The following is a 24146-nucleotide window of genomic DNA, read 5'->3' as shown; positions in this document are numbered from 1 at the left end:
TAGTTTTTATGAGTTTAAGTGTAAAAATAGTAAAATTAAATCTTCTGTATTTTTTCTATTCAATTTTTTAGACTTCATGTAACTCTTTACTTTCTCTTTTTTATCACCAAAAAGATTTAAAAAAGCGTTCTTGTTATTTGGTAGTTTTATAAGATTGGTGTTATTTATAGATATAAATATTTTATCTTTTTGTTTAATAAACCTTGATTCTGTTTTTAGTTCAAAATTATTTTTTGGCATTTTACCTTCTATAAAATCTACTTTAGGTTTACGGTAAATAGAATAGTTTCCTTTAGCTAATATTTCAAAATAACCTAACTTATCTTCATTTTTTAAAATGATAAAACTTCTGTTAATTTTAAAGAAATTAATAATTTGATTTTCTTTCTTATAAGTATAATAAGTTTGATTGTTTTGTACAAACTCCATTTCATCATTATATATATTATATCTTAATTCATACTTGTTCTGTTGATCATTATCTATATATGATTCTTCAAAATTAGGTGTTAAATATTTTATATGTGCAGTTTTTTGTAGTGCATCCCAATCTTCAGATAAAGCTTTATCTACATTTGGAGGTTTGACTTCTACCATTACTCCGTTTATAAACATAGTTAAATTGTCTATTTGAGAATAACTTAATGTAGTGGTAAAAATAAATATTATAAGTGTTATTTTTTTTAGATTCATCGGTAAATAATTTCTTTTAAAAGTAATAAAATTCCTATTAGAATAATTACATATTGTGTTAAAAATCTGTAGATTATAATATCTATAAATTCCCAATGTTAAATTAATGTTACCATAATGTTTACAAAATGTAATTAAAATTGTATATTTGTAACTGTAATGTTAAATTAAAAACGGAAAATCATGAAAAACATACTAACACTTATAGCTATTTGTATAGTTTCAATAGCATATTCACAAGATATAAAACCAACATTTACTATAGAAGGAGATTTAGTAAAAGCTGTTTATTATAACGAAGACGGATCAATAGATACACAAGGTTACTTTAAGAATAAGAAGTTAACAGGAGAATGGATTAAGTTTGATAAAGAAGGAAATAAGGTTCAGATAGCTAAATATAAAGATGGAAAAAAAGTAGGTAAATGGTTTTTTTGGGATAAAGAATCTTTAAAGGAAGTAAATTATAATGATAATGTAGTTGTAAACGTAAGTTTATGGAAACAAGAATCTTATTATGCTGTTAATAAGTAATAAGTATTATCATTATCAAAAAAAACTCCAAGATTATTCTTGGAGTTTTTTTTGTGTTTAATTAATGTTTTTATGTCAACTTAAGATTAGGTTATTTGTCTTATTATAAAGAATTTAAAACAATATCCAGATAAAGATATTTCTTAATAACTAAAATTACTCTTACATTTTAATCTGTATAAGAAATAAAGAAGAACAAATAGTTTAAGCTTTACATATAATTTATAAAAGTGTAGTTTAATGAATCTATTAGTTTAAACTTAATCTTATAAATTATACTTTCAATTACTTTTTTTGATGTTTATAAACTTAATCAAAAAAAAAGCCGTTTAGATTAATATCTAAACGGCTTTTGTATATCTTAATCCTAAGATTACTCAACAATTAAAGTAAAAGGAATACTATATTTTACACCTACAGGCTTACCTCTTTGTTTACCTGGTTTCATTGTTGGTAATTGTTTCATTACTTTAATTACCTCACTTTTAATTTTTGGGTGTGGTGCTCTTGCATTAACGTCTACAATTTTACCTGTTTTATCAATTTTAAAACCAATAAATACTCTTTTTCTTCCAGAAGATAATCCTAATTCGTTAGGTAAATCTGCATCAAACTTTCTAGAAAAGTGCTTTTGTACCATTTTACTAAAACAAGCTTTTAACTCATTTTTATCTCCTTTACATCCAGGAAATACAGGTACATCTTCAATAATCATAAAACTTACATCTTCTACAACTTCTTCTACTTCTTCTACTTCTACAATTTCTTCTACTTCTATTGCTTCAGTTTCATCTGTCTCTGTAGATTCAATTACAGTTTCTTCAATTTCTTTTTCATCCTCTACAATTTCTATTTTTTCTGGTGTTGGTGGTGGCGGAGTTTTTGGTTTTACTGGCTCTACTCTTTCAGTAATAACCGTTTCTTCTTCCATCTCTGCGTTCATAGTTACCGTACCTAAGTCACCAATAACTTTATCATAAGTTTTCTTTTCTATTGCTGCGTAAGTAACAAAAAGGGCTAAAGCTAGTCCTATTTGCATGAAAATCTTACTGTAATTTTCTAAGTTCGACTTTGGGTTTTTCTTAATTTCCATTGTAAAGAGTTTTTAATAGTTCGCTAATTTAATTAAATTATTGGTTTATATACAAGTCTTAGTGCTAATTAAGTTTAATTTTTTTTATAATTAGATTAAAAATTAATAAACCTAAGACAATCCCTAGTGTATTTGCAAGAATATCTTTATAATCTCCTGTTCTATACTCTGTTAGGATACTTTGAAGCACTTCAATAATTATGCCATAAATTACACATGAAATAATTATGAGTAATTTTATTGATTTTTTTTTGTAAAAAGAGAAAAGCCAAGATATTGATAAAGAAAAATAAGCAATTAAATGGTAAACTTTATCAGAGTTACCAAAGCTTATTACTTCCGTTTTAGGCATTCTCATTAAACTTAAATAGGCAATAATAATTGTTATTGTAATTGCTACAATAAAAAGATTATCCGTTAATAAGCTCTTTATAGGCTTCTGCATCTAATAAATCTGATATTTGAGAACTATCTGATATTTCAATTTTAATCATCCAACCTTTACCATAAGGATCAGAATTTACCAATTCTGGTTCATCTTCTAATTCTTCATTAAACTCTATTACCTCTCCTGTTAATGGCATAAATAAATCAGAAACTGTTTTTACAGCTTCAACAGAACCAAAAACATCTCCTTCTTCTACGGTATCATCTAAAGTATCTACGTCTACATAAACGATGTCTCCTAATTCTCCTTGTGCAAAATCTGTAATACCTACTGTAGCTACAGATCCTTCAATTTTAATCCACTCGTGGTCTTTTGTGTATTTTAATTCTGATGGTAAATTCATTTTTTTTTAATTATTGTTTTTAATTTTAGTTTGCTCCTAGGTTGTAGATAATGTTAAAACCACCATTAATTGATTGCCTTGGGTATGTGGTAGAAATAGCATATCTAGATGTTTGATGATTGTAATAGAATGATGCCGTTAAACTACTACTTAATCTATAATCTGCGGTAAATTTAATAGAAAAAAGTTTTTGACCACCACTTATTTGATTATTATCTTCTTCTATAGATCTAATTTGTGTTAAATTATCTCTTAAAGATACATCTGCTCTTAAATTTACATCGCCTTTTAGGGTTTGTTTTTTACCTGTAAAACGAGTGTTGAATTTTACATCTTTTATAATATAACCTAAACCAAAAATATATTCTTTTCCTTTAATGTCTGTTAAAGTGCTATTATTAAAATTCATTGTTAGAGTTCTGTCGCTTTTAATTTCACCTCTAAAAGAAAAAGAATTTCTCATTTTCATGTCTAATTTTATTAATGGAGAAAATTCATCTACCAAGGTAACAGAAGAAACTAGTAAATCTGGCTCGTAATTATTAGCAGAATTAAGATTTGCAAAAGGATTGTCTTTATCGTGTTGTAAATTGTTTGTAAAACTAGAAAGAGTATAAGAAGAGTTATAACCATGTGTAACTACAAAATTGCTAAAGTTTTTCTTAAAAAACTTTAATTTCATTAAGCCAGTATATCTTAATGCCCAGTTTGGTATTGGTATATCTCTAAATAAACCTGTATTTACCTTGTTAGGATCTTTACCAGAATATGCAGCCATAAATGCTGGTAATAATACTTGTTGACTGTTTGTACCAAAACCAGTACCTGGCACAGTATTTTCTCTTGCCAATCTATCAGATATAATAGATGTGTAGTCTTTTAATTTTTGAAATAAGTTGTCACCATCAGAAAATACTGTTGAAAGCATAGAGTAACTTGTACTAAAGTTACCTGTTTCATAAAGAGGTGTATCTTCAAATTGAGAACTTCCACTAAGAAGATCTAGTTGTTGTGTGGTGTTTCTTGTTTGTATTTTGTTTCCTCTAACATCTATATTTAAATCTGTAATAGGTTTAAGTGTAAAAGTGTAATCTAATTTATTATAATGAGTTTTACTAAATGATTTACTGTAGTAATCTTCTCCTTGGTTTCTAGTAACAAACCATCCATTTTCTAATGCTTTGTTTCTAATGTCTACTTGGCTACCAAAAGCAAAAGAAGTTGGTGCTCCACCTAAAAAACCAATGTCTTCTGTGTAACCTGGCAAATATTGCCCGTTATTTTCTGAATAACTTATTTGTGCCTGTTTTACAGAAGTTACAATATCATAAGTACCTTTTAATATTTTTTTACCTAAAGATAATTTTTTGTTTTGTGATATTCTGTTTGGTGTTCTAGGCAAGCTAGGGCCTGGTAAATTTTTAGTTTCTTTAGATTGTTTTTTTGCGTTTTTTAGTCCCTTACGTTGGTTTTTGGTAAGTAATAATTTTTCGAAACCCAAACCTTTATAAAAATTTTCTAGGCTAAAGGTTGTGTTTAAATTATGTGTATTAGAGTTTTGTATTACATTACCTGTAATGTATAAAGAGGGTACTTCTGCTCCATCAATAGTTACAGTAGTTTGTGGCGCTGCTTGCCAATCAAAATCTGCTGTGTATGCATAATCTGCTTTTATAAAACTTAAAAAAGGAATTTTATCAATAGGTAAATTATAGATTCCGTTTAATTTTTGATGATAATGATCTGCTCTACCGGTATTAAAGAAATCATCAAAAACCTGAATTTCATCATCACTATTAAAAGTATCGTAAATATAACTATTTGTGGCATTAAAGTTTAATTGTAATGATTTTGTTAGATCAAAACCAATAGTATAATCCCAGTCAAATAGATAATTACGTTGTTTTAATTCTGGCTGTGGCGTTAACCCGTCAACTAAATTTCTAGATTGTTGTTCGTTATAATACCTGTTAAAACTAGAGTTAATTGCAAAAGTTTTAGGGATAGGATTAAAGTTAAAATCTTTAAGTAATTTAAAGTATTTATTTTCAAAAGCCTTTGTGTTTTTAAAAGGCTCAAAAGGTTTAGAATCGAAATTAAAATTATAGGAAGCAGATGCTCTAACGCTTTCATTAATTCGCTTTTCTATACTGTAATTTCTTTGGAATTCTTTGTTATGAGCATAAGAAACAGATACGTTTTCTATGTCATAAAATTTTGGTTTTTTAGTAGAGTTTGGGTTTCTATTCTTTTTTACATTTGTAAAACTAATACTTGTTCTTTTTGTATAATCTCTAGAAAAATCGCTGTTATCATTAGATTCTAATGCGTCTGATAATTCTACATCTTGATATTGAGGGTCATATTTTGGATCTATAATTATTTTACTAACACTATAGCTCATTGGTAATTGAATTCCCCATTTTTCTGGAGTTAAAACTTTACCTAAATTAATACTTGTAGCAATATCGTATTGTTTTGTTTCTTCTAAACTACGTTGGCTTACTCTATCTTCTACATTACCAAAACCAACTGTAGACATGCTACCCGATAAAGATACGTTTGCAACATCTGCAAAATTAGCATCTGCATTAACAACTGCAGCCCAACCACCATCATTATCAAAATCTGCAGAACGTAATTCGTTAAACCAAACCTCTCCACTTATTGGTGATGTTGTTGTGTTTTTTAACCCTAACATTATTGTACTTAATTCTGCTAAAGTTGGGTTACCTTTTACAGATAATCTGTAAGGTATATCTGCATCTTGTTCTGTAGATGTGTACACTTCTGTTAACAATACACCTAATTTATCTCTTTCTAGTTTTACCAATCCAAAGGTTTCTAAAAATGCATCTAAGTTATTTTCTTCTGGCCAAATATCTAAAGCAGTAATACCACTAGTACTTACTTTTAAAGGTAATTCTATTTGATAATAATTGTCATCTAAGTCTGTACCTAATCTTATAATTGCAGAAAAATCATCATCATTTATATCTAAGTCATCTTCATTTTTTTGAAGATGCATAAACATTTTTAAGTTTTTATACCTTCTTAAATCTATACTAATGTTTTTATAGATTGCTCTTGTACTGTTTGCTGCTAAGTTGGTAACCTTTAAAGTTGCAGCTTGTTCATTTTGTAATTGTACAGTAGTGCTACCTTGTAAACTTTCTCTTTCTATTCCCGGAGGCTCAATATAACTACCATCATTTTGTTCAATACTAACAACACCAACTTCAAAATCTCTTAATTCATTATCGTCTAAATCTTCTGGTTCACTTAAAGTATCGTCTAATGTTTTTGTGTAGCGTCTCCAATCTCCACGAACTAAATCTAGTTCTCCAAAACGTAAAACAACAGGCATTTTAAAGTTTGTTAAAAACATTCTTATAAAACGAATGCTATTAAAATCTGTAATTCCATTAACCGCAGTTCCACTATTAATTGGTACTCTAAACTGATACCAAGTAGTTTGTTTAGTTTCTCCGTTTTCTAAAGTAACTTGAGTTGTTTTTTCATCAACAATAAAATTTTGCCCAACCACAAAGTCATTTTTACTCATAGAGATTCTATATTCATAATAGCTTTCTACAGTATTCATGGTTTGATCTTTATTAATATCTTCTACATCTGGGTATGATGTAGATGATGTAGGATAAGATTCTGTAGATTGATTTAAAGTTGGCGAGTTGCCTTCTGTATTATTGTAATTTTTATATCTAGTAATAATAGAAGCGTTAATGTTATCTAACTCGCTACCTCTAAAATATTGAAAGTTATCTGATGAGATATCATTAGGGTTTAATTTACTAAAGTCTAATGTAGGGTAGTTTTGCTGATAGTAATTTAGTTCTTCATCATTTTTTAAACCATCAAAACCAACATCTTGGTTTGTTCTTGCATCATCTTCTTCATTAAAAGCATAAATAATAGAAGAACTTGTAGGTATTTTACCCCAAATTGTAGAGTCTGTAGATAAATCTCCACCAGTTTCTGGTAAGCCATTTTCGTACATTTTTCTACTATCTCTTAAAATATCTTCAGAAACATTACCTAAATTTATATATAAATCTCCTACTTGGTTTGCTACATTATTAGGGTTTACGCCTAGTGGCAAACCTTCTTCGTTAGTAATGGAGTAGTTTTCATACGGATCCATAATCCAGAATTGAATGTACTCTACATTTGCTTGGTCAAAATTATTGGTAGTTAAGGCTCGCATAATTCCACCCCATCTATTTTCTGGGTCAGAAAAAGTTCTATCTGTATTTACAGTAGATCCGGTATCAAAATTATAAGCACCTCTTTCTGAAGGGAAAAAAGCTAAATCTAATGTATTTATTAAAGATGTTTGTGTAATGTCTAACTCTACATTAGGAAATAATTCTTGATAACTAATTTGTCTAGTTTCTGCTCTAGAAAGCTCATTTGCATCAATATTAGAAGGAGTGTCACCAAAACCATAAAATATTTGATCTATACTATACCAAGCTAGTTTTGCTCTTTTATAGTTGTAAGAAATGTCTTCTAACTCTCCATTAAAGTTAGGAAAATACCTGGGTGTACTTGCTTCGTACCAATCTAAAGGAGATAGTATACTAATTGGTATTTGAGAGGCTTCAAAATCATCTATATAAGTTGTTGCAGCACCTGTAACATCAATACCACTTGGTGTACCTGGTATTAAATATGCCATATCTGCTCTAACGGATAAATTAGAAGGCACATCTGTATCTACAAAAGGTAATTTGTTTGCTAATTTTGTAAAGTAAGGTACTTCTGTAGAGTAATCTATATTAAACCCTAACATGGTATTGTTTATTGGGTCTGATCCATAATTTACTTTCTGAGTTATTGGTCTTTCATTTACATTTAAAATAGTAGCACCAACAATAAAATTTTCAGAAAAAGTGTGTTCAACATCTACACCCATAAAGGTTTTACGTTGTTGATTAAATACTGCATTGTTTTCTGTAGATACACTAATTGGTGTGTCTGATGCTTGTAAACCCGGATCTATAATTTGTACACGCCCTAAAGAATAATCTACAACATAATCTACACCTTCTACTAACTGTCTACCGCCTGCTGTTACATTTACAGAACCTCTAGGTACATTGTAAGCTCCGATGGAAATTCCTCCAGAACTTTCTGATTTAAAATATCCTTTTAAAGAATATTTATCCTTGTTTTGATAGTTGTTTTGCGCGTTAACCTTTGTGTTTAAATAAAGTTCTTTAAATATATAAGCTTCGTCTAAGGTTTCATCTAAACCAACATCTGTTGTGCTTTGTTTTACTAAATCATTACCAAAAGGTTCTGGTTCTGGAAAAAATATAAATCCTTTTTCAGAGTTTACCGTTACACCTTCTACATAATCAAAATAACCGTCTGGAGATTTGTACTGACTTTGGTCTAGTTGGTCTAATTTTAAAACTTGAATTAAAGGTAGGTTGGCAATGCCAGATGTATTTGCATTTTGTAAAACGTTAGAAGAAATACCTGTTTGGTCATCTCTATATTGAATTTCGAAAATAAAACCATCTTGAGATAAAGGATATGCGCCTAAAGCATAAACGTTTTTCATCATTAAACGCCATGTAGGAAAAGCTTCTTTTAAACCTGTTGTTGTATTTGTTCTGCTGGTTGTTAAAATTTCGCTACGTAATAATTTTACAACTAAGTTTTCTGGTGCTAATATTCCATCATTAGAAAATTCTCCAACTTTAAAAGAAGTCTCTGTACTACCAGAAACACCACCAGCAACGGTATATTCATACGCAACAGCTAAAACTTCTCCATCGTTTAACCTACTATTTAAAGAGATAAAACCTAACTGAGAGTTTAATGTGTATTCACTTTCGCTTAATTTTCTGGCATTTTCTAAAACAGAATAATCTACACCTTCACTCATGTTATAAGGTTGTAGTGTAGAGTTTACTGTAGAAATATTTCTAACTCCGCTAGTTGTTGTTAATAAGTTAGATAAATTATTAGATTCGTTTGTAGGTATATTTCCTCCACTTGTTGTTGGCGGGTTTGTTGCTGTAATAGCACCTGTTTGGTTTACAAGAAAATCACTATCAGATTCTCCAATATCAGCTAAAGCTACAATGCTTCTATAATCTTCTGTGCTAGAACTTCTATTAGTTATCCAAACTTCAATTCTTGTAATATTTACTTGACTATTAATTAAAGGATAATTTTTAAGAGAGTTGGCGTAATTATCTATAAAATATTGCGATAAGAAAAAGTGCCTATCATTATCATAATCTGTTACTTGTAAATCAAACTCTTGTATAGATGCTCCTCCTTCAGAAACTGTTGTTGTGCTTTCTGAGTTTTGTTGAGAAAAAACAGCTGTTACATTTGTATTACCAAATTTTAATTGTGTTTTTACCCCAAATAAACTTTGTGCTCCATTAATTAAAGAGTTTTTAATTGGCATAGAAATATTACCAGCTTCTATACCTTGTATAATTCCGTCTTCGTTATATTTTACATCAGAAAGAGATGGAGGTATAAACTCTACTCTTACTAAGTTTTGAAAATCGAAAGTAGATTGTGTATCGTAATTTGCAGTAAAAGAGAGTCTATTACCAACTTTAGCCTGTATACTTGCGCTTATTTGTTGGTCAAAATCAAAAGTTAAACTACTTCTATTTTCTTCTGTTAATTGTGGGTTTTCTGTATTTTGATATATTAATCCTAATTTTAAATTAAGACTTCCTGTTGGTGTTACTTCAATTGTGTTACCTCCAAAAATAGTTTCAAAAAATTTAGAATTTACATAATAGGAAGGAAGTAAGTTTTTTTGAGTATCTGCAGATCCTTTTTTATTAGGATTTGTTGCGCTTATTTTTTCTTTAAAATACTGCTTCATATCTCTTTTAAGACGATAGTTAGCATATTCTTCTGGTGTTAGAAAAATAGGAGTTCTTGTATAATAATCTCCTATTTTTTCAATAATTAAATATTGATTTAAAGCTTTGTCAAAAATAATTTCTTTTTCGGCTAAATAATCTAAAAATAAACCACCTGTTTGCTCTTTTTTAAATTTATATCTTAAGTTTAATGAGTCTTTTTGTTCTGTTATAGAATCTTTTTTATTTGCTGTTTGACTGAATACTGAAACTTGAGTTGTTAGAGTAAAGACAAGAATTAAAAATATATTTTTTAAAAATCTATTCAACTTGCTATAAATTTTTTAAGGCTAATTTTATTAATTTTTCTACAGTAGCTTCTGGGGTTTCTTTTAAAATATTAGAAATAACTTTTTCTGATTGTTTTTTATTAAACCCTAAAACTTCTAAAGCAGATAACGCTTCATCTTTGTTGGTATTGCTTGCAGATACAGAAACTTCATCAATATTAAAGGTTTTTAGAATTTTATCCTTTAAATCTACAATAACTCTTTGTGCCGTTTTTACACCAATACCTTTAACAGATTGTATTAATTTTACATTTTCAGAGGCAATTGCTTGTTGTATTTCTTCGGATGTCATAGAAGAACACATTGTTCTTGCAATGCTTGGTCCTACACCAGAAACAGAAATTAATAATTTAAAAACTTCCCTCTCTATTTTGGTAGCAAAACCATAAAGAGTGTGTGCATCTTCTCTTATAGATAAATGTGTGTATAAAACAACAAGTTCATCATCTGGTAAACTCGAAAAAGTATTTAAAGAAATATGAAGTAAATAACCAACACCAGCACAGTCTACAACTGCCTCTGTTGGACTTTTTTCTACAAGTTTACCTCTAATTTGTGTAATCATAAAATGCTTTTTCGAGTTTAAAGATTGTGTTTTTTAGTTTAAGTTTCTCTTTTCTTTTTCTTGTGCATCTACAGCTGCTAAAGCGGCCATATTAACCATTTCATCTACACTTGCACCCAATTGTAAAATGTGTACTGGTTTGCTTAATCCTAAAATTATAGGACCTATAGATTCTGCTTTGTTTACTTCTTTTAATAATTTGTAAGTAATGTTTGCAGATTCTAAATTAGGGAAAATTAAGACATTTACTTTTTTACCATTTAATTTAGAAAAAGGAAATTCTTTGGCTAACATTTCTGGGTTTAAAGCAAAATCTGCTTGAATTTCACCATCAACAACCGTTTCTGGAAAATGGCGATGTAAATAAGAAACAGCTTCTCTAATTTTTTTAGAAGTTTCTGAGTTAGAAGATCCGAAGTTAGAGAAAGAAACCATTGCCATATTTGGTTTCATACCAAACATTTTAACAAAGTTAGATGCCATTTGAGAAATTTTAACCAAATCTTTTGCAGAAGGATTGATATTAATAGTAGTATCTGCTAAAAATAATGGTCCTTGTTTGGTTAGCATAAGGTTGCTTGCAGCAATTTTAGTAATTCCTTTGTCTTTTTCAATCAATTCTAAAATTGGTTTAACTACAGATGGATAAGGTCTAGAGTAACCTGTTATTAAAGCATCTGCTTCGCCTTCATTTACCATCATTGCAGCAAAGTAATTACGCTCTCGCATTAATTTTTTTGCTTCAGATAAAGTACGACCTTTACGTTGTCTGTTTTTCCAATAAACTCCACCAAAACGATTTCTACGTTCTGTTTCTTCATCTGTTTTAGGATCGATAATTGTAACGTTTTCTGTAAAGCCAATTTCTTCCATTAACTCTAAGATTACTTCTTTTCTTCCTAATAAAATAGGGATTCCTATTTTTTCATCATGTACTCTTTGTGCAGCTTTTAAAACATCTAAATGGTCTGCTTCTGCAAAAACAATACGTTTTTTATTACTTCTTGCTCTGTTGTGTAAAAGTCTAACTTCTTTACTACCAGAACCAGATCTTTCCATTAATTCTTCACGGTATCTATTCCAATCTTCAATTGGTTCTAAAGCAACGCCAGAGTCCATTGCTGCTTTGGCAATTGCTGGTGGAATTTCGTAAATTAATCTTGGGTCAAATGGTTTAGGAATGATGTAATCTCTACCGTAAGCAAGGCTTACTTCGTCATACACAATATTTACTTGTTCTGGTACAGATTTTTTAGCTAAATCAGCCAAAGCGTGTACTGCGGCCATTTTCATTTCTTCGTTAATTTTTGTTGCTCTAACATCTAAAGCACCTCTAAAAATAAACGGAAAACCAAGAACATTATTTACTTGGTTAGGATGATCTGATCTACCGGTTGCCATAATAATGTCTTTTCTTGTGGCAATTGCTAAATCGTAATCTATTTCTGGAACCGGATTTGCCATTGCAAAAACAATAGGATCATTTGCCATGGTTAATAACATTTCTGGCGATACAACATTACCCATAGATAAACCAATAAATACATCTGCATTGTGCATTGCTTCTTCTAAAGTATTTAAGTCTTTGTCCGTTGCAAATTCTGCTTTTTGAGAAGTAAGGTTGTCTCTATCTTTTCTAATAACACCTTTACTATCGCACATTATTACATTTTCTCTTTTTACACCCAGTCTTAAGTATAAACGAGTACAAGAAATTGCAGCAGCTCCGGCACCGTTTACTACAATTTGTACTTTAGTAATGTCTTTTTCTGTAATATCAATAGCATTTTTTAACGCGGCAGCAGAAATTATTGCGGTTCCGTGTTGGTCATCATGCATTACAGGAATGTCTAATTCTTCTTTTAAGCGTCTTTCTATTTCAAAAGCTTCAGGCGCTTTAATATCTTCTAAGTTAATTCCTCCAAAAGTAGGCGCAATTGCTTTTACAGTTTGTATAAATTTTTCTACATCCGTTTCATCAACTTCAATATCAAAAACATCAATATCTGCAAATATTTTAAAAAGTAAACCTTTACCTTCCATTACAGGTTTAGAGGCTTCTGCACCAATATCACCCAAACCTAAAACAGCTGTTCCGTTAGATATTACGGCTACTAAATTTCCTTTAGCTGTGTATTTGTATGCGTTGTTTTTATCTTTTGCAATTTCCAAACAAGGCTCTGCAACACCAGGCGAATATGCCAATGCTAAATCGTGTTGAGTAGCATATTTTTTAGTAGGAACAACTTCAATTTTTCCTGGTTTTGGTTTTGCATGATATAGTAAAGCTTCGTGTCTTTTTCTAGAATCGCTCATAAAATTAAGTCTTTGCTTGTTTAAGCAACAAATATATGGTTTTAAGCTAAAGAGTAAATAAAATTTTAGTTCTTTTAAGGTGTTGTTTTTATGCTGCTAAAGAGCCTTTTTTGTGTTTAAATGCTTTTAAATTAGTGAATTATTGTAATCTGTTTTAAAAAGTTAATATTTAATTGTAACCAAAGTAGTATGTTTACGTCTATAAAATGAAAACCAAACTATGCAGAAAATTACTTTTTTATTATTTCTTTTTGTTGCATCATCTATATTATCTCAAGTAAAAGGAAAAATTACAGATAAAAACAATAATCCATTATCTTTTGTTAGTGTTTATTTAGATAATTCAATAACTGGTACAACTTCTAATGATAATGGTAATTATGTTTTAGAGCTTACAAAAAAAGGAAATTATACTATTGTTTTTCAGATTTTGGGTTATAAAACTCTAAAAAAGAAAGTAAATATTTCTTCTTTTCCCTTTAAGTTAAATGTAAGTTTAGAAGAAGAAAATGTAGCGCTAAAAGGTATTTCTATTTCAACAAAAGATAACCCAGCTAATAGAATTATTAGAAATGTAATTGCTAATAAAGATAAGAATACAGATAAATATGCCAGGTATACAGCCAATTTTTATTCGAGAGGATTGTATAGAATTAAAGATGCTCCAGAGAAATTTTTAGGTCAGAATATGGGGGATTATGGTGGTGGTTTAGACTCTACAAGAAGTGGTATTGTGTATTTGTCTGAAACTATTTCTGAAATTAAGTTTCAAAAAAAACCGAAAAACTTTCAAGAAAAAATTATAGCCTCTAAGGTTTCTGGAGAAGATAACGGAGTTAGTTTTAATAGGGCAGAAGATGCAAATATCAACTTTTATGATAACAGTGTAGATTTTGGTAACGATTTAGTTTCACCAATTTCTACCAATGCTTTTAGTTATTATAATTATAGTTTAGAGGGAGTTTTTAATGATAAAAATGGTAAGCTCATCAATAAAATAAATATTATTCCTAAAAGGAAAAACGATCGTGTTTTTACCGGTTTTTTATATGTTGTAGAAGATGATTGGGCTTTGTACGGTGCAGATGTTTTTGTTACAGGTAAGCAAATAAATATACCAATGGTAGATGTTTTACACTTAAAACAAAATTATAATTATGTTGATAAAAATGATGCGTGGGTTTTAATTAGCCAGAGTATAGATTTTAAGATAAATGCATTTGGATTTAAATTAGATGGTAAGTTTTCTTCAGCATATTCAAACTATAATTTTACACCTAGTTTCACAACAAATAATTTTACAAATGAGGTTTTAAGTTTTGCAAAACAAGCAACAGAAAAAGATGCTGCTTATTGGAATGCTATTAGGCCGGTTCCGTTAACTTTAGAAGAAGTAAAAGATTATAAAGTGAAAGATAGTTTAAAAGTAGTTAGAAAATCTAAAAAATATTTAGACTCTGTTAATAAAATACAAAACGAATTTAAAACCTTATCACCAATAACAGGTTATACATATAGAAATTCGTTTAAAAAATGGTCTTTTTCTTATGATGGTTTAATTGGTGATTTAGGCTTTAATACAGTACAAGGTTTTAATACATCTTTAGGTTTTAGTTTTTTTAAAGAACAAAATGAAAAAGGAAAATGGTGGAATATTGGTGTAAAAGCGAATTATGGTTTGTCTGATGAGCGAATAAGACCCACTTTCTTTTTTAGTAAAAAATGGAATAATTTTTCTAGACCAAGAATGTATATTTCTGGAGGAAATACTACAGCTCAGTTTAATGGAAGAAATCCTATAATGAAAATTAATAACACCATTAGTTCTTTAATTTATAGGCATAATTACATAAAAATTTACGAAAAAGATTTTGCTAAAATCAGTTATTCGGAAGAAGTTAAAAACGGAATTTACTTTGCATCTTCTTTAGAATATGCAAAAAGAAAACCATTATTTAATACTACAAATTACTCGTTTATAAAAGAAGAAGGCAACGATAAATACAAGTCTAATAATCCGTTAGATATTACAGATTTTGATAATGCACCTTTTGCAGCGCATAATATTGCAACTTTAAATGTTGGTGCAACTTTTATTTTTGGGCAAAAATATTTATCGTATCCAGATAGTAAATTTAATATAGGTTCAGAAAAATATCCATCGTTAAATATTAATTATACAAAAAGATTTGCAGCTTCAAATAGCGATTTAAATTCTGATGTTTTTGTAGCTAACATAAGGCAAAACGTAAATGCTGGTAATTTTGGTAAGTTGGCTTATAATTTAAGAGGAGGTATGTTTCTTAAAAAGAAAAATATAGCTTTTATGGATAATTTACAAGCTAATGGAAACTTGCTGACCTTTCCGTTTGATAATGAGTTAAATAGTTTTAATATCTTAGAATATTATAAATTTTATACCAACGATAAATATGCAGAAGCACATATAGAGCATAATTTTAAAGGTGCTGTTTTGGGTAAAATTCCGTTGATAAATAAATTAAATTTTCATTTAATTGCTGGTGCTAAAACATTGTTAATGGCAGATAGAAATCCGTATACAGAATATTCTATTGGTTTAGATAATATTGGTTTTGGTAAATGGCGTTTTTTACGAGTAGATTATGTGAAATCTTTTTATGGAAATGTAGAAAATAACGGTTTGTTGTTTAGAGTAAGTTTGTTTTAATTATTTTTGAAGGATGAAGATTCAGACATTATTTTTTGGGATAACAACAGATTTAGTTGGTGTTGCTAGTTTAGATTTAGAAATTTCTGAGGCTACAACAATTATCGATTTTAAAAATTATCTCAAACAAAAATATCCTGCATTAGATAAAATAGATTCTTATGCAGTTGCAGTTAATGAGAGTTATGCTGCAGATAACTTGTTGTTAAAAGAAAATGATGTTGTTGCTATAATTCCGCCAGTTAGCGGAGGTTAATTATCTTAAATACTTTTTATCAACATAAAAAGTTCCAAAAGGGATTACAGAAGCAATTAAAATGATTGCAAAGTTTTTAGTATCCCATTTCATTTCTTTTTTAAGAACAATAGCTAAAACTACATACAGCATAAAAAGAATTCCGTGAGGCATACCTAACATTTTTACGTACTCAGGATTGTCTTGTAGATATTTAATTGGTGTAGCAATAAATAATAACAATAAGTAAGAAACTCCTTCTAATAAACTTACAATTCTAAAGATACTTTTCATTTTAATATGTTTTGTTGATATCTGTTTTTAAATCTAAAAAATTTTTAGATTTAAAAATATCTGCAAAGATACGTTATGAATCATTATTTTTGTTGATGTATGCAAAGAACTTCAATTAAAATAACCAAAGAAAAGTTAGATTTACAAGAATGCTATAATTTTGTAGAAGATGATAGTTGTGGCGGAATTGCCGCTTTTGTTGGTACTGTTAGAAATGATACACAAGGAAAAGAAGTAAAACAATTAGATTTTTCTACTTACAAACCAATGGCAATTAAAGAAATGCAAAAAATTGCCGATGCAACTTTAGAGAAGTTTGATGTTAAAAAAATAGCAATCCATCATGCAGAAGGAATGTTGCAAATAAAAGACATTCCTGTAATTATTACGGTATCTTCTAAACACAGAAAAGCTGCTTTTTTAGCTTGTGAATTTGCAATAGATACTTTAAAAGAAACGGTGCCAATCTGGAAAAAAGAATATTTTTCAGACGGCGAAGTTTGGGTAAACGCGCATCCTTAAAATCAATTTTTAAATTTTTTAAAAAGTTACTGAATTTTAGTAACCGCTTTCCTGCTCTGAATCCATAGATAAAATTGTAATCCAAATAAAATAGCACCAGATAATAAATGTATTGCTTGTGTGCCTAAAGGAAATTCTGCGTAATACATTAAAATACCCGTAATAGTTTCTAAAAAGATTAAGAAAACAATCCAGTTTACTAAATTGTATCCTAAATTTTTAATTTGATTGATGTAAAATAATCCAAAATTGACCAATACAATGGCAATGGTAAAAGATCTGTGAAAATAGAATTTAAAACTAGGATTCATTAAACTATAATCTTTGTTTTCGAAACCAAATTCTTTTATTTGTTCATCTATAAACTGTCTTACTTGAGTTCCCATTGCTATTTGAATCAAAGAAAAAATAACAGAAAAAATCAATAATTTATTAAAAAGAGAATTGTAGTTGTGTTTCGTTTTTTTATCAGAAACAATAAATTTTAGTTGTAATAAAAGTGCAATTATAATTAAACCAATTACCATGTGTATGGTAATTATGCTTGGTTTTAAATGAGTCTCTACAACTATTTTACCTAAAACAGCTTCTACCATCATTAAAAAGAAAGCGCCAAATGCCAATAAAGGTATTGTTTTGTTTTCTTTCCAGAATTTGGTAGATGCGTATATTAATACTAAAAAAACAAAACCAGATAAAACAGAAGAAAGTCTGTTTATGTATTCTGTCCAAGAATGGTATTTGTTAAACTTGGCATAATCATGCTTAGTATATTTTTGCCAATTATTTATTTGAAAATCAGAAGAAGTTTTTATGTCTTTATCGGCAACATACAAAGCTTCATCTTTAATAATAATCATACCTTTTTTAAAATCGTTATTTGGTTTCCAGGTAATTTGTTCTTCAGAAGTTGGCGGAATGTAATAGCCAAAACATTTTGGCCAATCTGGGCAACCCATTCCAGAACCTGTCATCCTAACAACAGAACCTGCTAAAAAAATTAAATAAACAGATATAATAGAAATTTGTACAATTTTAGGAAACTTGCTTTTCATCAAAAAAAATGTTTTTGCAAAAATACGGCAAAAAAAAATCGTCTAAAATATTTAGACGATCTTTTGTTTTGTAAAAAAATCTAAGTAATATAATTAGATAACTCTAACGTCTATCGCGTTTAAACCTTTTCTACCTTCCTTTAGATCAAATTCTACTGCATCACCTTCTCTGATTTCATCGATTAATCCTGATACGTGTACAAAATACTCTGTTTTTGAACCGTCTTCAATTATAAATCCAAATCCTTTAGATTCGTTGAAGAATTTTACTGTTCCGTTTTTCACTTTGATAAATAATAATTGTTAATAATACTACAAATATAAGATTATAATTAATTGATTTTACAAAAGCTTTTATTTTAATAAATATTATTGAATAAGCTTGTTTTAGGGTTGGTTATAAAAAGTAAAATAAGTATATAAAAATTGAATACTTTTTTAATAAAAAAGTACGTTTTAAGAATGTCAATGATACTAAAGGATGTAGTGATTTTTGTTTTTTAAACATCTAGTATTCAAGACTTTATTTCTTTGGTTATTTTGTTGTTAAAATCGCAAAAAAGATGGTTTTGTTAAAAACTTCAAGGGTTTTGTGAATAAGTATGACTTTGTTTTTTTAGTAAAAAAAGTAACCTTTGTAGACCTCCTTATTAACATTTAAATAACATTAAGCAACTGTGGAAATTACGCATATTATAAAAAGAGACTCAGAAAAAACTACTTTCGAGTTAGAAAAAATTGTTAACGCAATAGAGAAAGCAATGAATACTGTAAATAACGGTACAAGACAAGATGCTATTGCTATTTCTAATATTGTAAATGGTACTTTATTAGAGCGTAAATTAAATGAACCAGATTATGTGCCTACTGTAGAGCAAGTACAAGATATTGTAGAGTACAAATTAATGGATAGCCCTTTCCATGATGTTGCTAAGGCTTATATTCTGTACAGAGATGAGCAAAATAGAAATAGAAAAACTAATATTTTTGAAAAAAGATTAAATTTAAAACCTTACGATTATCCTGCTTTGTATGAATATGTAGATGCAATTAGACATTCTTATTGGATTCATACAGAGTTTAATTATACAAGTGATATTCAAGATTTTAAGGCGCATCTTTCAGAGCCAGAAAAACATGCTATAAAAAACACAATGTTAGCTATTTCTCAAATAGAAGTAGCTGTAAAAACTTTTTGGGGAGATATTTATAAGAGAATGCCAAAGCCAGAAATTGGTTCTGTTGGGGCAACGTTTTCTGAGAGCGAAGTACGTCATCACGATGCATATTCTCATTTATTAGAGGTTTTAGGATTAAACAGAGAGTTTAAAGACCTAAAGAAAAACCCAGTAATTATGAGACGTGTTAATTATTTAGAAGGTGCTTTAAAAAACTCTCAGAGCGAAGAAAATAAAGAATATGCAGAGTCTATGATTTTGTTTTCTTTATTTATAGAACACGTTTCTTTGTTTTCTCAGTTTTTAATTATAATGGCTTTTAATAAGTACAAAAATGTATTAAAAGGAATTTCTAATGTTGTAGAAGCAACTTCTAAAGAAGAGCAAATTCATGGAGATTTTGGTATAGATATTATTAAAATTATTAAAGAAGAAAATCCTGATTGGTTTGATGAAACTTACAATATAATGATTCAAGAAACTTGTAAAGAGGCTTTTGAGGCAGAAAGTAAAATTATCGACTGGATTTTTGAAAAAGGAGAATTAGATTTTTTACCAAAAGATATTATAAAAGAGTTTATTAAAAATAGATTTAATAATTCTTTAGAGAGCATTGGTATATCAAAAATATTTGATGTAGACCAAAAATTATTAGCAGAAACAGATTGGTTTGATGATGAAATTATTGGAACTAAACATGGAGATTTTTTCGTAAAAAGATCTGTTAACTACAGCAAAAGAACAAAAAGTATAACTAGCGACGACTTATTTTAAACTATGATTCAGAACAAGCAAAAAACCTCAGAGCAACTAACTAAGCAAGAACAATTAATCCAAGCAACAGAAATTGCTAGGAAAAAAAAGCAAGCAGAAACAAAAGAACCAGAAATTAATTGGTTAACAGAAAATAGTCGTAAATTTTTAGAATCTGGGTATTTAACAGGAGATACAACACCAGAAGAAAGAATACGCGAAATAGCAGATAATGCAGAAAAAATTTTAAAAATTAAAGGTTTTTCTGATAAGTTTTATGGCTACATGGCAGAAGGATTTTATTCTTTAGCATCGCCAATTTGGTCTAATTTTGGTAAAAGAAGAGGTTTGCCAATTAGTTGTTTTGGGTCTCATATAGCAGATGATATGGGAGATATTTTGTTCTCTCAATCAGAAGTTGGTATGATGTCTAAGTTAGGAGGTGGAACATCTGGTTATTTTGGGAAGCTTCGCCCAAGAGGAGCAGAAGTTAAAAATAACGGTTCTTCATCTGGTTCTGTGCATATTATGCAGTTGTTCGAAAAAATGGTAGATGTTGTAAGTCAAGGTTCTGTTAGAAGAGGTCGTTTTTCTCCGTACTTACCAATAGATCATCCAGATATTAAAGAATTCTTAGAAATTGGTACAGAAGGTAATCCAATACAAGAGCTTACGCACGGTGTAACTGTTGGTAACCAATGGATGCAAGAAATGATTGATGGTGATGTAGAAAAAAGAAGTATTTGGGCAAAAATATTACAAAGAAGAGGAGAAATAGGATATCCTTATATTCTTTTTAGAGACAATGCAAATAATGGAACGGTAGATGTTTATAAAGACAAAAACCACGAGATTTATGCAAGTAACTTGTGTACAGAAATAATGTTACCATCTAATGATGAGTGGTCTTTTGTTTGTTGTTTATCTTCTATGAATCTATTACATTTTGATAAATGGAAAGATACAGATGCTGTAGAAACACTTACATACTTTTTAGATGCAGTAATGGAAGAGTTTATTACAAAGTTAGATGTATATAAAGATTCACCTAGTAAAGATGATCAATTTACTTTCCGTTTTATGGAAAAAGCATACAATTTTGCAAAAGACAACAGAGCTTTAGGTTTAGGTGCTTTAGGTTGGCATACATTATTACAATCTAAAATGTTGGCGTTTGATAGTGCAGAAGCTTATGCTTTAAATAGCGAAATTTTTAAGGTGATAAAAGAGAAATCTTATAAGGCATCAGAAGAAATGGCTAAAATATTTGGTGAACCAGCTGTGTTAAAAGGATACGGAAGACGTAATACAACCTTAAATGCAATTGCACCAACAACTTCATCAGCATTTATTTTAGGGCAAGTATCACAAGGTATAGAGCCAATTTGGTCTAATATTTATGTAAAAGATATTGCTAAAATTAAAACAACAATTAAGAATCCTATTTTAGAGCAATTATTAGAAGAAAAAGGACATAATACATCTGAAGTTTGGAAAAGTATTAGAGACAATGATGGTTCTGTTTTACATTTAGATATTTTAACTGATGAAGAAAAAGAAGTTTTTAAAACTTATTCAGAAATCGATCAAAATGTAATTGTTTATCAAGCAGCAAACAGACAAAATCATATAGATCAAGGGCAATCTATTAATGTTATGGTGCATCCAGATATGCCAATTAAAGATGTAAACGCAATTTATATTAATGCTTGGAAGCTAGGTGTAAAATCTATGTATTACCAACATAGTATGAATGCTGCACAGAAGTTTAAGCAAAAGAAAGAATGTGCTAGTTGCGAAGGGTAATTAGTAAGGAAATAAAAAAAGAGAAGTCGAAAGGCTTCTCTTTTTTTGTTTATAATCGTTTTTATTTTAATTCATATATACAGCTTCAAAAACAGCTAAAGGTGCATTTTTACCAGCACTTAAAGATAGAACATCACCTTTTATAGTGTAATTGTCAACTGAGTTTAATGCTTTTAAAAACTCAGATTCATCACTATTCGAACAAAATATTTGGGTAGAAATCATTTTTTTAAACGCAATTATATTATCATCACCCAAAATATATTCACCATTAATTGTATTGCAACCAGCAAAACCTGTAATTCGTTGGTCTTTTGTTTTTAAGGTGATGAAAATTTCACGTTTTTGATTTTTATTCATCATAATTTCTTTACCATACAAAGTCTTTAGTTTCCAATATTTTTCGGTAATAGAAGTGTCAAAATTACTTTTACTTACAGATTTACAACTTATGGTAATTATTGCGATAATGGCTAATAATAGTATTTTAGTTTTCATAATCTTTTTTTGTAGCAATAAATATAAATCAACGAGATAGAATTATAAATTTAAACGTACTAAAGTCTTCTTAAAATTGTTTTAAATAAGTTTAAACAACCCAATAGAATAGTTTGTATTTTTACGCGACAAAAGTATAATTATATATAAATGAATTGGGAACAACTCCTTTCTTTAAAACGTTTTGGTGATACTCAAAAACGAGAAAGAATAGCGCAAGATGAAACACGTTTAGGTTTTGATGTAGATTTTGATAGAATCATATTTTCATCAGCATTTAGAAGTTTACAAGATAAAACACAAGTAATTCCGTTATCAGAAACAGATTTTGTACACACACGTTTAACACATAGTTTAGAGGTTTCTGTGGTTGGTAGAACTTTGGGTAGACGCGTTGGTAAAGTATTGCTAGAACGTTATCCTAATTTAGTAAATTTAGGATATACGTTTAATGATTTTGGTGCCATTGTTGCTGCTGCATCTGTAATGCATGATATTGGGAATCCGCCTTTTGGGCATTCTGGAGAAAAAGCAATTGGAGAGTATTTTAAAACAGGAAAAGGATTAAAATACAAAGACCAATTATCAGAAAAAGAATATCAAGATTTAATAGATTTTGAAGGAAATGCTAACGGATTTAAAATTTTAACAGAAACTAGAGAAGGTATTTCTGGTGGATTAAGATTAAGTTATGCAACTTTAGGCGCATTTTTAAAATATCCAAAAGAGAGTCTTCCTAAAAAACCAACCAATCATATTGCAGATAAAAAGTATGGTTTTTTTCAATCAGAAAAATCAGAATTTTTAGAAATAGTAGAAGAATTAGGGATGAAACAAAAATCTGAAAAAGATATTTCATATTTTAGACATCCGCTTGCGTATTTAGTAGAGGCTGCAGATGATATCTGTTATACAATTATAGATTTTGAAGACGGAATAAATCTAGGTTTAATAGAAGAAGAATTTGCCTTAGAATACATGATTAAATTGGTAAAAGATACCATTGATATTAAAAAGTATCACTCTTTAAAACATAAAACAGACAGAGTAAGTTATTTACGTGCTTTGGCTATTGGCGTTTTAATTAATGAGGCTGTAGATATCTTTTTAGCAAATGAAAAAGCAATTTTAAATGGTAGTTTCGAAAAATCTTTATTAGAAAAGTGTAATTATGAGGCACAAATTAACGACATTATTAAAATAAGTATTTCTAAAATTTATAAAAGTACAGAAGTTGTAGAAAAAGAAGTGGCTGGTTATAAGATAATTGCCGACTTGTTAGATGTTTTTGTTACTGCACTAAATAATAAGTTTAACGGAAATCAATCAAACTTTGATAGTTTAGTGTTAAATTTATTACCAGAAGAATACCAGATAGAGAAAGAAAATTTATATGATAGAATATTACAAATTTGTAGTTATGTTTCTAGATTATCAGATGGCTATGCTATAAGAATGTATAAAAAATTAACAGGAAATATTATTTAAAAATTTGAATATTGCTATGTATAGAAAAAAACAATTATTTTTTATTGCTATTCTTTTTATCTCTTTTTTTTCATGTAAAACAAATAAAGTGCACAGCAAAAATAAAACAGATAATAAAGAAATAATTTCAGAAAAAAACGAAAAGGAGCTTAAGGTTTACAATGAAGAAAAATCTAAAATTTTAATTCTAAAGTTTACCATAAATAAAAGTCCAATAGTTACCTATAATTATCAAGTAATTGATGTAAAAACACAAAAAGAACTTAAAAAGGGTGTTTTTGTTGGTGCTAAGTTAGAGTGGTTAGATAATAACACTTTAAAGGGAACTCCCCATGTTGGAATGATTCAAAAAGAAAATGATGAAATTCTAGATGAAAATTTAAATACAAAACCCAAATATATTACCATTAAAATCTAAAC

Annotated in this window: 19 protein-coding genes; 8 read left to right on the top strand and 11 right to left on the bottom strand. The window is 28.8% G+C overall.

The annotated features are described in order from the left end of the window. Window positions 1-6: 6 nt before the first annotated feature. Window positions 7-693 (bottom strand): hypothetical protein, encoded by a 687-nt coding sequence (locus tag KI686_RS00940; RefSeq protein ID WP_237587352.1) that lies wholly within the window; start codon window positions 691-693, stop codon window positions 7-9. Window positions 694-876: 183 nt separating this feature from the next. Here KI686_RS00940 and KI686_RS00935 point away from each other — a divergent pair, with 183 nt between their 5' ends. Then, a complete protein-coding gene (locus KI686_RS00935) occupies window positions 877-1227 on the top strand; it encodes a toxin-antitoxin system YwqK family antitoxin (protein ID WP_237587351.1) in 351 nt (116 codons plus the stop codon). A 373-nt stretch (window positions 1228-1600) separates the two neighbouring features. Here KI686_RS00935 and KI686_RS00930 read toward each other — a convergent pair whose 3' ends face one another. The 6 genes from KI686_RS00930 to KI686_RS00905 all read right to left on the bottom strand — a co-directional run bounded on the left by KI686_RS00930 (window position 1601) and on the right by KI686_RS00905 (window position 13208). Beyond that, complete coding sequence (locus KI686_RS00930) at window positions 1601-2320, bottom strand: energy transducer TonB (protein WP_237587350.1); 720 nt, start codon at window positions 2318-2320, stop codon at window positions 1601-1603. A 64-nt stretch (window positions 2321-2384) separates the two neighbouring features. Next, window positions 2385-2672, bottom strand: a complete 288-nt coding sequence (locus tag KI686_RS00925; RefSeq protein WP_237587349.1) for a VanZ family protein — start codon at window positions 2670-2672, stop codon at window positions 2385-2387. Between the two features lie 58 nt (window positions 2673-2730). Further along, window positions 2731-3111: a glycine cleavage system protein GcvH gene (gene gcvH / locus KI686_RS00920; RefSeq protein ID WP_237587348.1), complete on the bottom strand. Its 381-nt coding sequence runs from the start codon at window positions 3109-3111 to the stop codon at window positions 2731-2733. Between the two features lie 25 nt (window positions 3112-3136). Then, window positions 3137-10306, bottom strand: coding sequence for a T9SS outer membrane translocon Sov/SprA (sov, locus tag KI686_RS00915; protein ID WP_237587347.1), 7170 nt, complete (start codon window positions 10304-10306; stop codon window positions 3137-3139). A 4-nt stretch (window positions 10307-10310) separates the two neighbouring features. Beyond that, window positions 10311-10892: a Holliday junction branch migration protein RuvA gene (ruvA, locus tag KI686_RS00910; RefSeq protein ID WP_237587346.1), complete on the bottom strand. Its 582-nt coding sequence runs from the start codon at window positions 10890-10892 to the stop codon at window positions 10311-10313. A gap of 33 nt (window positions 10893-10925) precedes the next feature. Then, window positions 10926-13208, bottom strand: a complete 2283-nt coding sequence (locus KI686_RS00905) for an NADP-dependent malic enzyme (protein ID WP_237587345.1) — start codon at window positions 13206-13208, stop codon at window positions 10926-10928. 220 nt (window positions 13209-13428) lie between these two features. On the opposite strand from KI686_RS00905, the gene KI686_RS00900 reads away from it, so the two are divergent. After that, complete coding sequence (locus KI686_RS00900) at window positions 13429-15897, top strand: DUF5686 and carboxypeptidase regulatory-like domain-containing protein (RefSeq protein ID WP_237587344.1); 2469 nt, start codon at window positions 13429-13431, stop codon at window positions 15895-15897. Window positions 15898-15910: 13 nt separating this feature from the next. Then, on the top strand, window positions 15911-16153 hold the full coding sequence (locus tag KI686_RS00895) for a MoaD/ThiS family protein (protein WP_237587343.1): 243 nt from the start codon (window positions 15911-15913) through the stop codon (window positions 16151-16153). Here KI686_RS00895 and KI686_RS00890 read toward each other — a convergent pair whose 3' ends face one another. After that, the gene (locus KI686_RS00890; RefSeq protein ID WP_237587342.1) at window positions 16154-16426 is read right to left on the bottom strand and encodes a DUF3817 domain-containing protein; all 273 of its coding nucleotides are present in this window, start codon (window positions 16424-16426) and stop codon (window positions 16154-16156) included. 99 nt (window positions 16427-16525) lie between these two features. Between KI686_RS00890 and KI686_RS00885 the strand changes: the two genes are divergently transcribed. Beyond that, window positions 16526-16948 carry a molybdenum cofactor biosynthesis protein MoaE gene (locus KI686_RS00885; protein WP_237587341.1) on the top strand — a complete coding sequence of 141 codons (423 nt, stop codon included), beginning with the start codon at window positions 16526-16528 and terminating at the stop codon, window positions 16946-16948. Between the two features lie 26 nt (window positions 16949-16974). Here the strand turns inward: KI686_RS00885 and KI686_RS00880 are convergent, their stop codons facing one another. Further along, on the bottom strand, window positions 16975-18003 hold the full coding sequence (locus tag KI686_RS00880; protein WP_237587340.1) for a COX15/CtaA family protein: 1029 nt from the start codon (window positions 18001-18003) through the stop codon (window positions 16975-16977). 93 nt (window positions 18004-18096) lie between these two features. After that, a complete protein-coding gene (locus KI686_RS00875; RefSeq protein ID WP_237587339.1) occupies window positions 18097-18288 on the bottom strand; it encodes a cold-shock protein in 192 nt (63 codons plus the stop codon). A 392-nt stretch (window positions 18289-18680) separates the two neighbouring features. Between KI686_RS00875 and KI686_RS00870 the strand changes: the two genes are divergently transcribed. Both KI686_RS00870 and KI686_RS00865 read left to right on the top strand, forming a co-directional pair. Beyond that, window positions 18681-19955, top strand: a complete 1275-nt coding sequence (locus KI686_RS00870) for a ribonucleotide-diphosphate reductase subunit beta (RefSeq protein ID WP_237587338.1) — start codon at window positions 18681-18683, stop codon at window positions 19953-19955. Window positions 19956-19958: 3 nt separating this feature from the next. Then, window positions 19959-21740: a ribonucleoside-diphosphate reductase subunit alpha gene (locus tag KI686_RS00865; protein ID WP_237587337.1), complete on the top strand. Its 1782-nt coding sequence runs from the start codon at window positions 19959-19961 to the stop codon at window positions 21738-21740. A 66-nt stretch (window positions 21741-21806) separates the two neighbouring features. On the opposite strand, the gene KI686_RS00860 is transcribed toward KI686_RS00865, so the two are convergent. Next, window positions 21807-22238 (bottom strand): META domain-containing protein, encoded by a 432-nt coding sequence (locus KI686_RS00860; RefSeq protein WP_237587336.1) that lies wholly within the window; start codon window positions 22236-22238, stop codon window positions 21807-21809. 150 nt (window positions 22239-22388) lie between these two features. Here KI686_RS00860 and KI686_RS00855 point away from each other — a divergent pair, with 150 nt between their 5' ends. Both KI686_RS00855 and KI686_RS00850 read left to right on the top strand, forming a co-directional pair. After that, window positions 22389-23726 (top strand): deoxyguanosinetriphosphate triphosphohydrolase, encoded by a 1338-nt coding sequence (locus KI686_RS00855; protein WP_237587335.1) that lies wholly within the window; start codon window positions 22389-22391, stop codon window positions 23724-23726. A gap of 16 nt (window positions 23727-23742) precedes the next feature. Further along, a complete protein-coding gene (locus tag KI686_RS00850; RefSeq protein ID WP_237587334.1) occupies window positions 23743-24144 on the top strand; it encodes a hypothetical protein in 402 nt (133 codons plus the stop codon). The last annotated feature ends 2 nt before the right edge of the window (window positions 24145-24146 follow it).

Origin of the sequence: Polaribacter sargassicola (assembly GCF_021991835.1) — a bacterium.
In the GTDB taxonomy this organism is placed as follows: Bacteria; Bacteroidota; Bacteroidia; order Flavobacteriales; family Flavobacteriaceae; genus Polaribacter; species Polaribacter sargassicola.
Note: the sequence above shows the minus strand (reverse complement) of the source record. Positions and strands in the feature narration are given on the sequence as shown.

What these genes read in the sequence shown, in the direction of transcription:
- KI686_RS00940 (WP_237587352.1), bottom strand. Translation starts at nt 693, where the DNA reads ATGAATCTAAAAAAAATAACACTTATAATATTTATTTTTACCACTACA.
- KI686_RS00935 (WP_237587351.1), top strand. Translation starts at nt 877, where the DNA reads ATGAAAAACATACTAACACTTATAGCTATTTGTATAGTTTCAATAGCA.
- KI686_RS00930 (WP_237587350.1), bottom strand. Translation starts at nt 2,320, where the DNA reads ATGGAAATTAAGAAAAACCCAAAGTCGAACTTAGAAAATTACAGTAAG.
- KI686_RS00925 (WP_237587349.1), bottom strand. Translation starts at nt 2,672, where the DNA reads ATGCCTAAAACGGAAGTAATAAGCTTTGGTAACTCTGATAAAGTTTAC.
- gcvH (WP_237587348.1), bottom strand. Translation starts at nt 3,111, where the DNA reads ATGAATTTACCATCAGAATTAAAATACACAAAAGACCACGAGTGGATT.
- ruvA (WP_237587346.1), bottom strand. Translation starts at nt 10,892, where the DNA reads ATGATTACACAAATTAGAGGTAAACTTGTAGAAAAAAGTCCAACAGAG.
- KI686_RS00905 (WP_237587345.1), bottom strand. Translation starts at nt 13,208, where the DNA reads ATGAGCGATTCTAGAAAAAGACACGAAGCTTTACTATATCATGCAAAA.
- KI686_RS00900 (WP_237587344.1), top strand. Translation starts at nt 13,429, where the DNA reads ATGCAGAAAATTACTTTTTTATTATTTCTTTTTGTTGCATCATCTATA.
- KI686_RS00895 (WP_237587343.1), top strand. Translation starts at nt 15,911, where the DNA reads ATGAAGATTCAGACATTATTTTTTGGGATAACAACAGATTTAGTTGGT.
- KI686_RS00890 (WP_237587342.1), bottom strand. Translation starts at nt 16,426, where the DNA reads ATGAAAAGTATCTTTAGAATTGTAAGTTTATTAGAAGGAGTTTCTTAC.
- KI686_RS00885 (WP_237587341.1), top strand. Translation starts at nt 16,526, where the DNA reads ATGCAAAGAACTTCAATTAAAATAACCAAAGAAAAGTTAGATTTACAA.
- KI686_RS00880 (WP_237587340.1), bottom strand. Translation starts at nt 18,003, where the DNA reads ATGAAAAGCAAGTTTCCTAAAATTGTACAAATTTCTATTATATCTGTT.
- KI686_RS00865 (WP_237587337.1), top strand. Translation starts at nt 19,959, where the DNA reads ATGATTCAGAACAAGCAAAAAACCTCAGAGCAACTAACTAAGCAAGAA.
- KI686_RS00860 (WP_237587336.1), bottom strand. Translation starts at nt 22,238, where the DNA reads ATGAAAACTAAAATACTATTATTAGCCATTATCGCAATAATTACCATA.
- KI686_RS00855 (WP_237587335.1), top strand. Translation starts at nt 22,389, where the DNA reads ATGAATTGGGAACAACTCCTTTCTTTAAAACGTTTTGGTGATACTCAA.
- KI686_RS00850 (WP_237587334.1), top strand. Translation starts at nt 23,743, where the DNA reads ATGTATAGAAAAAAACAATTATTTTTTATTGCTATTCTTTTTATCTCT.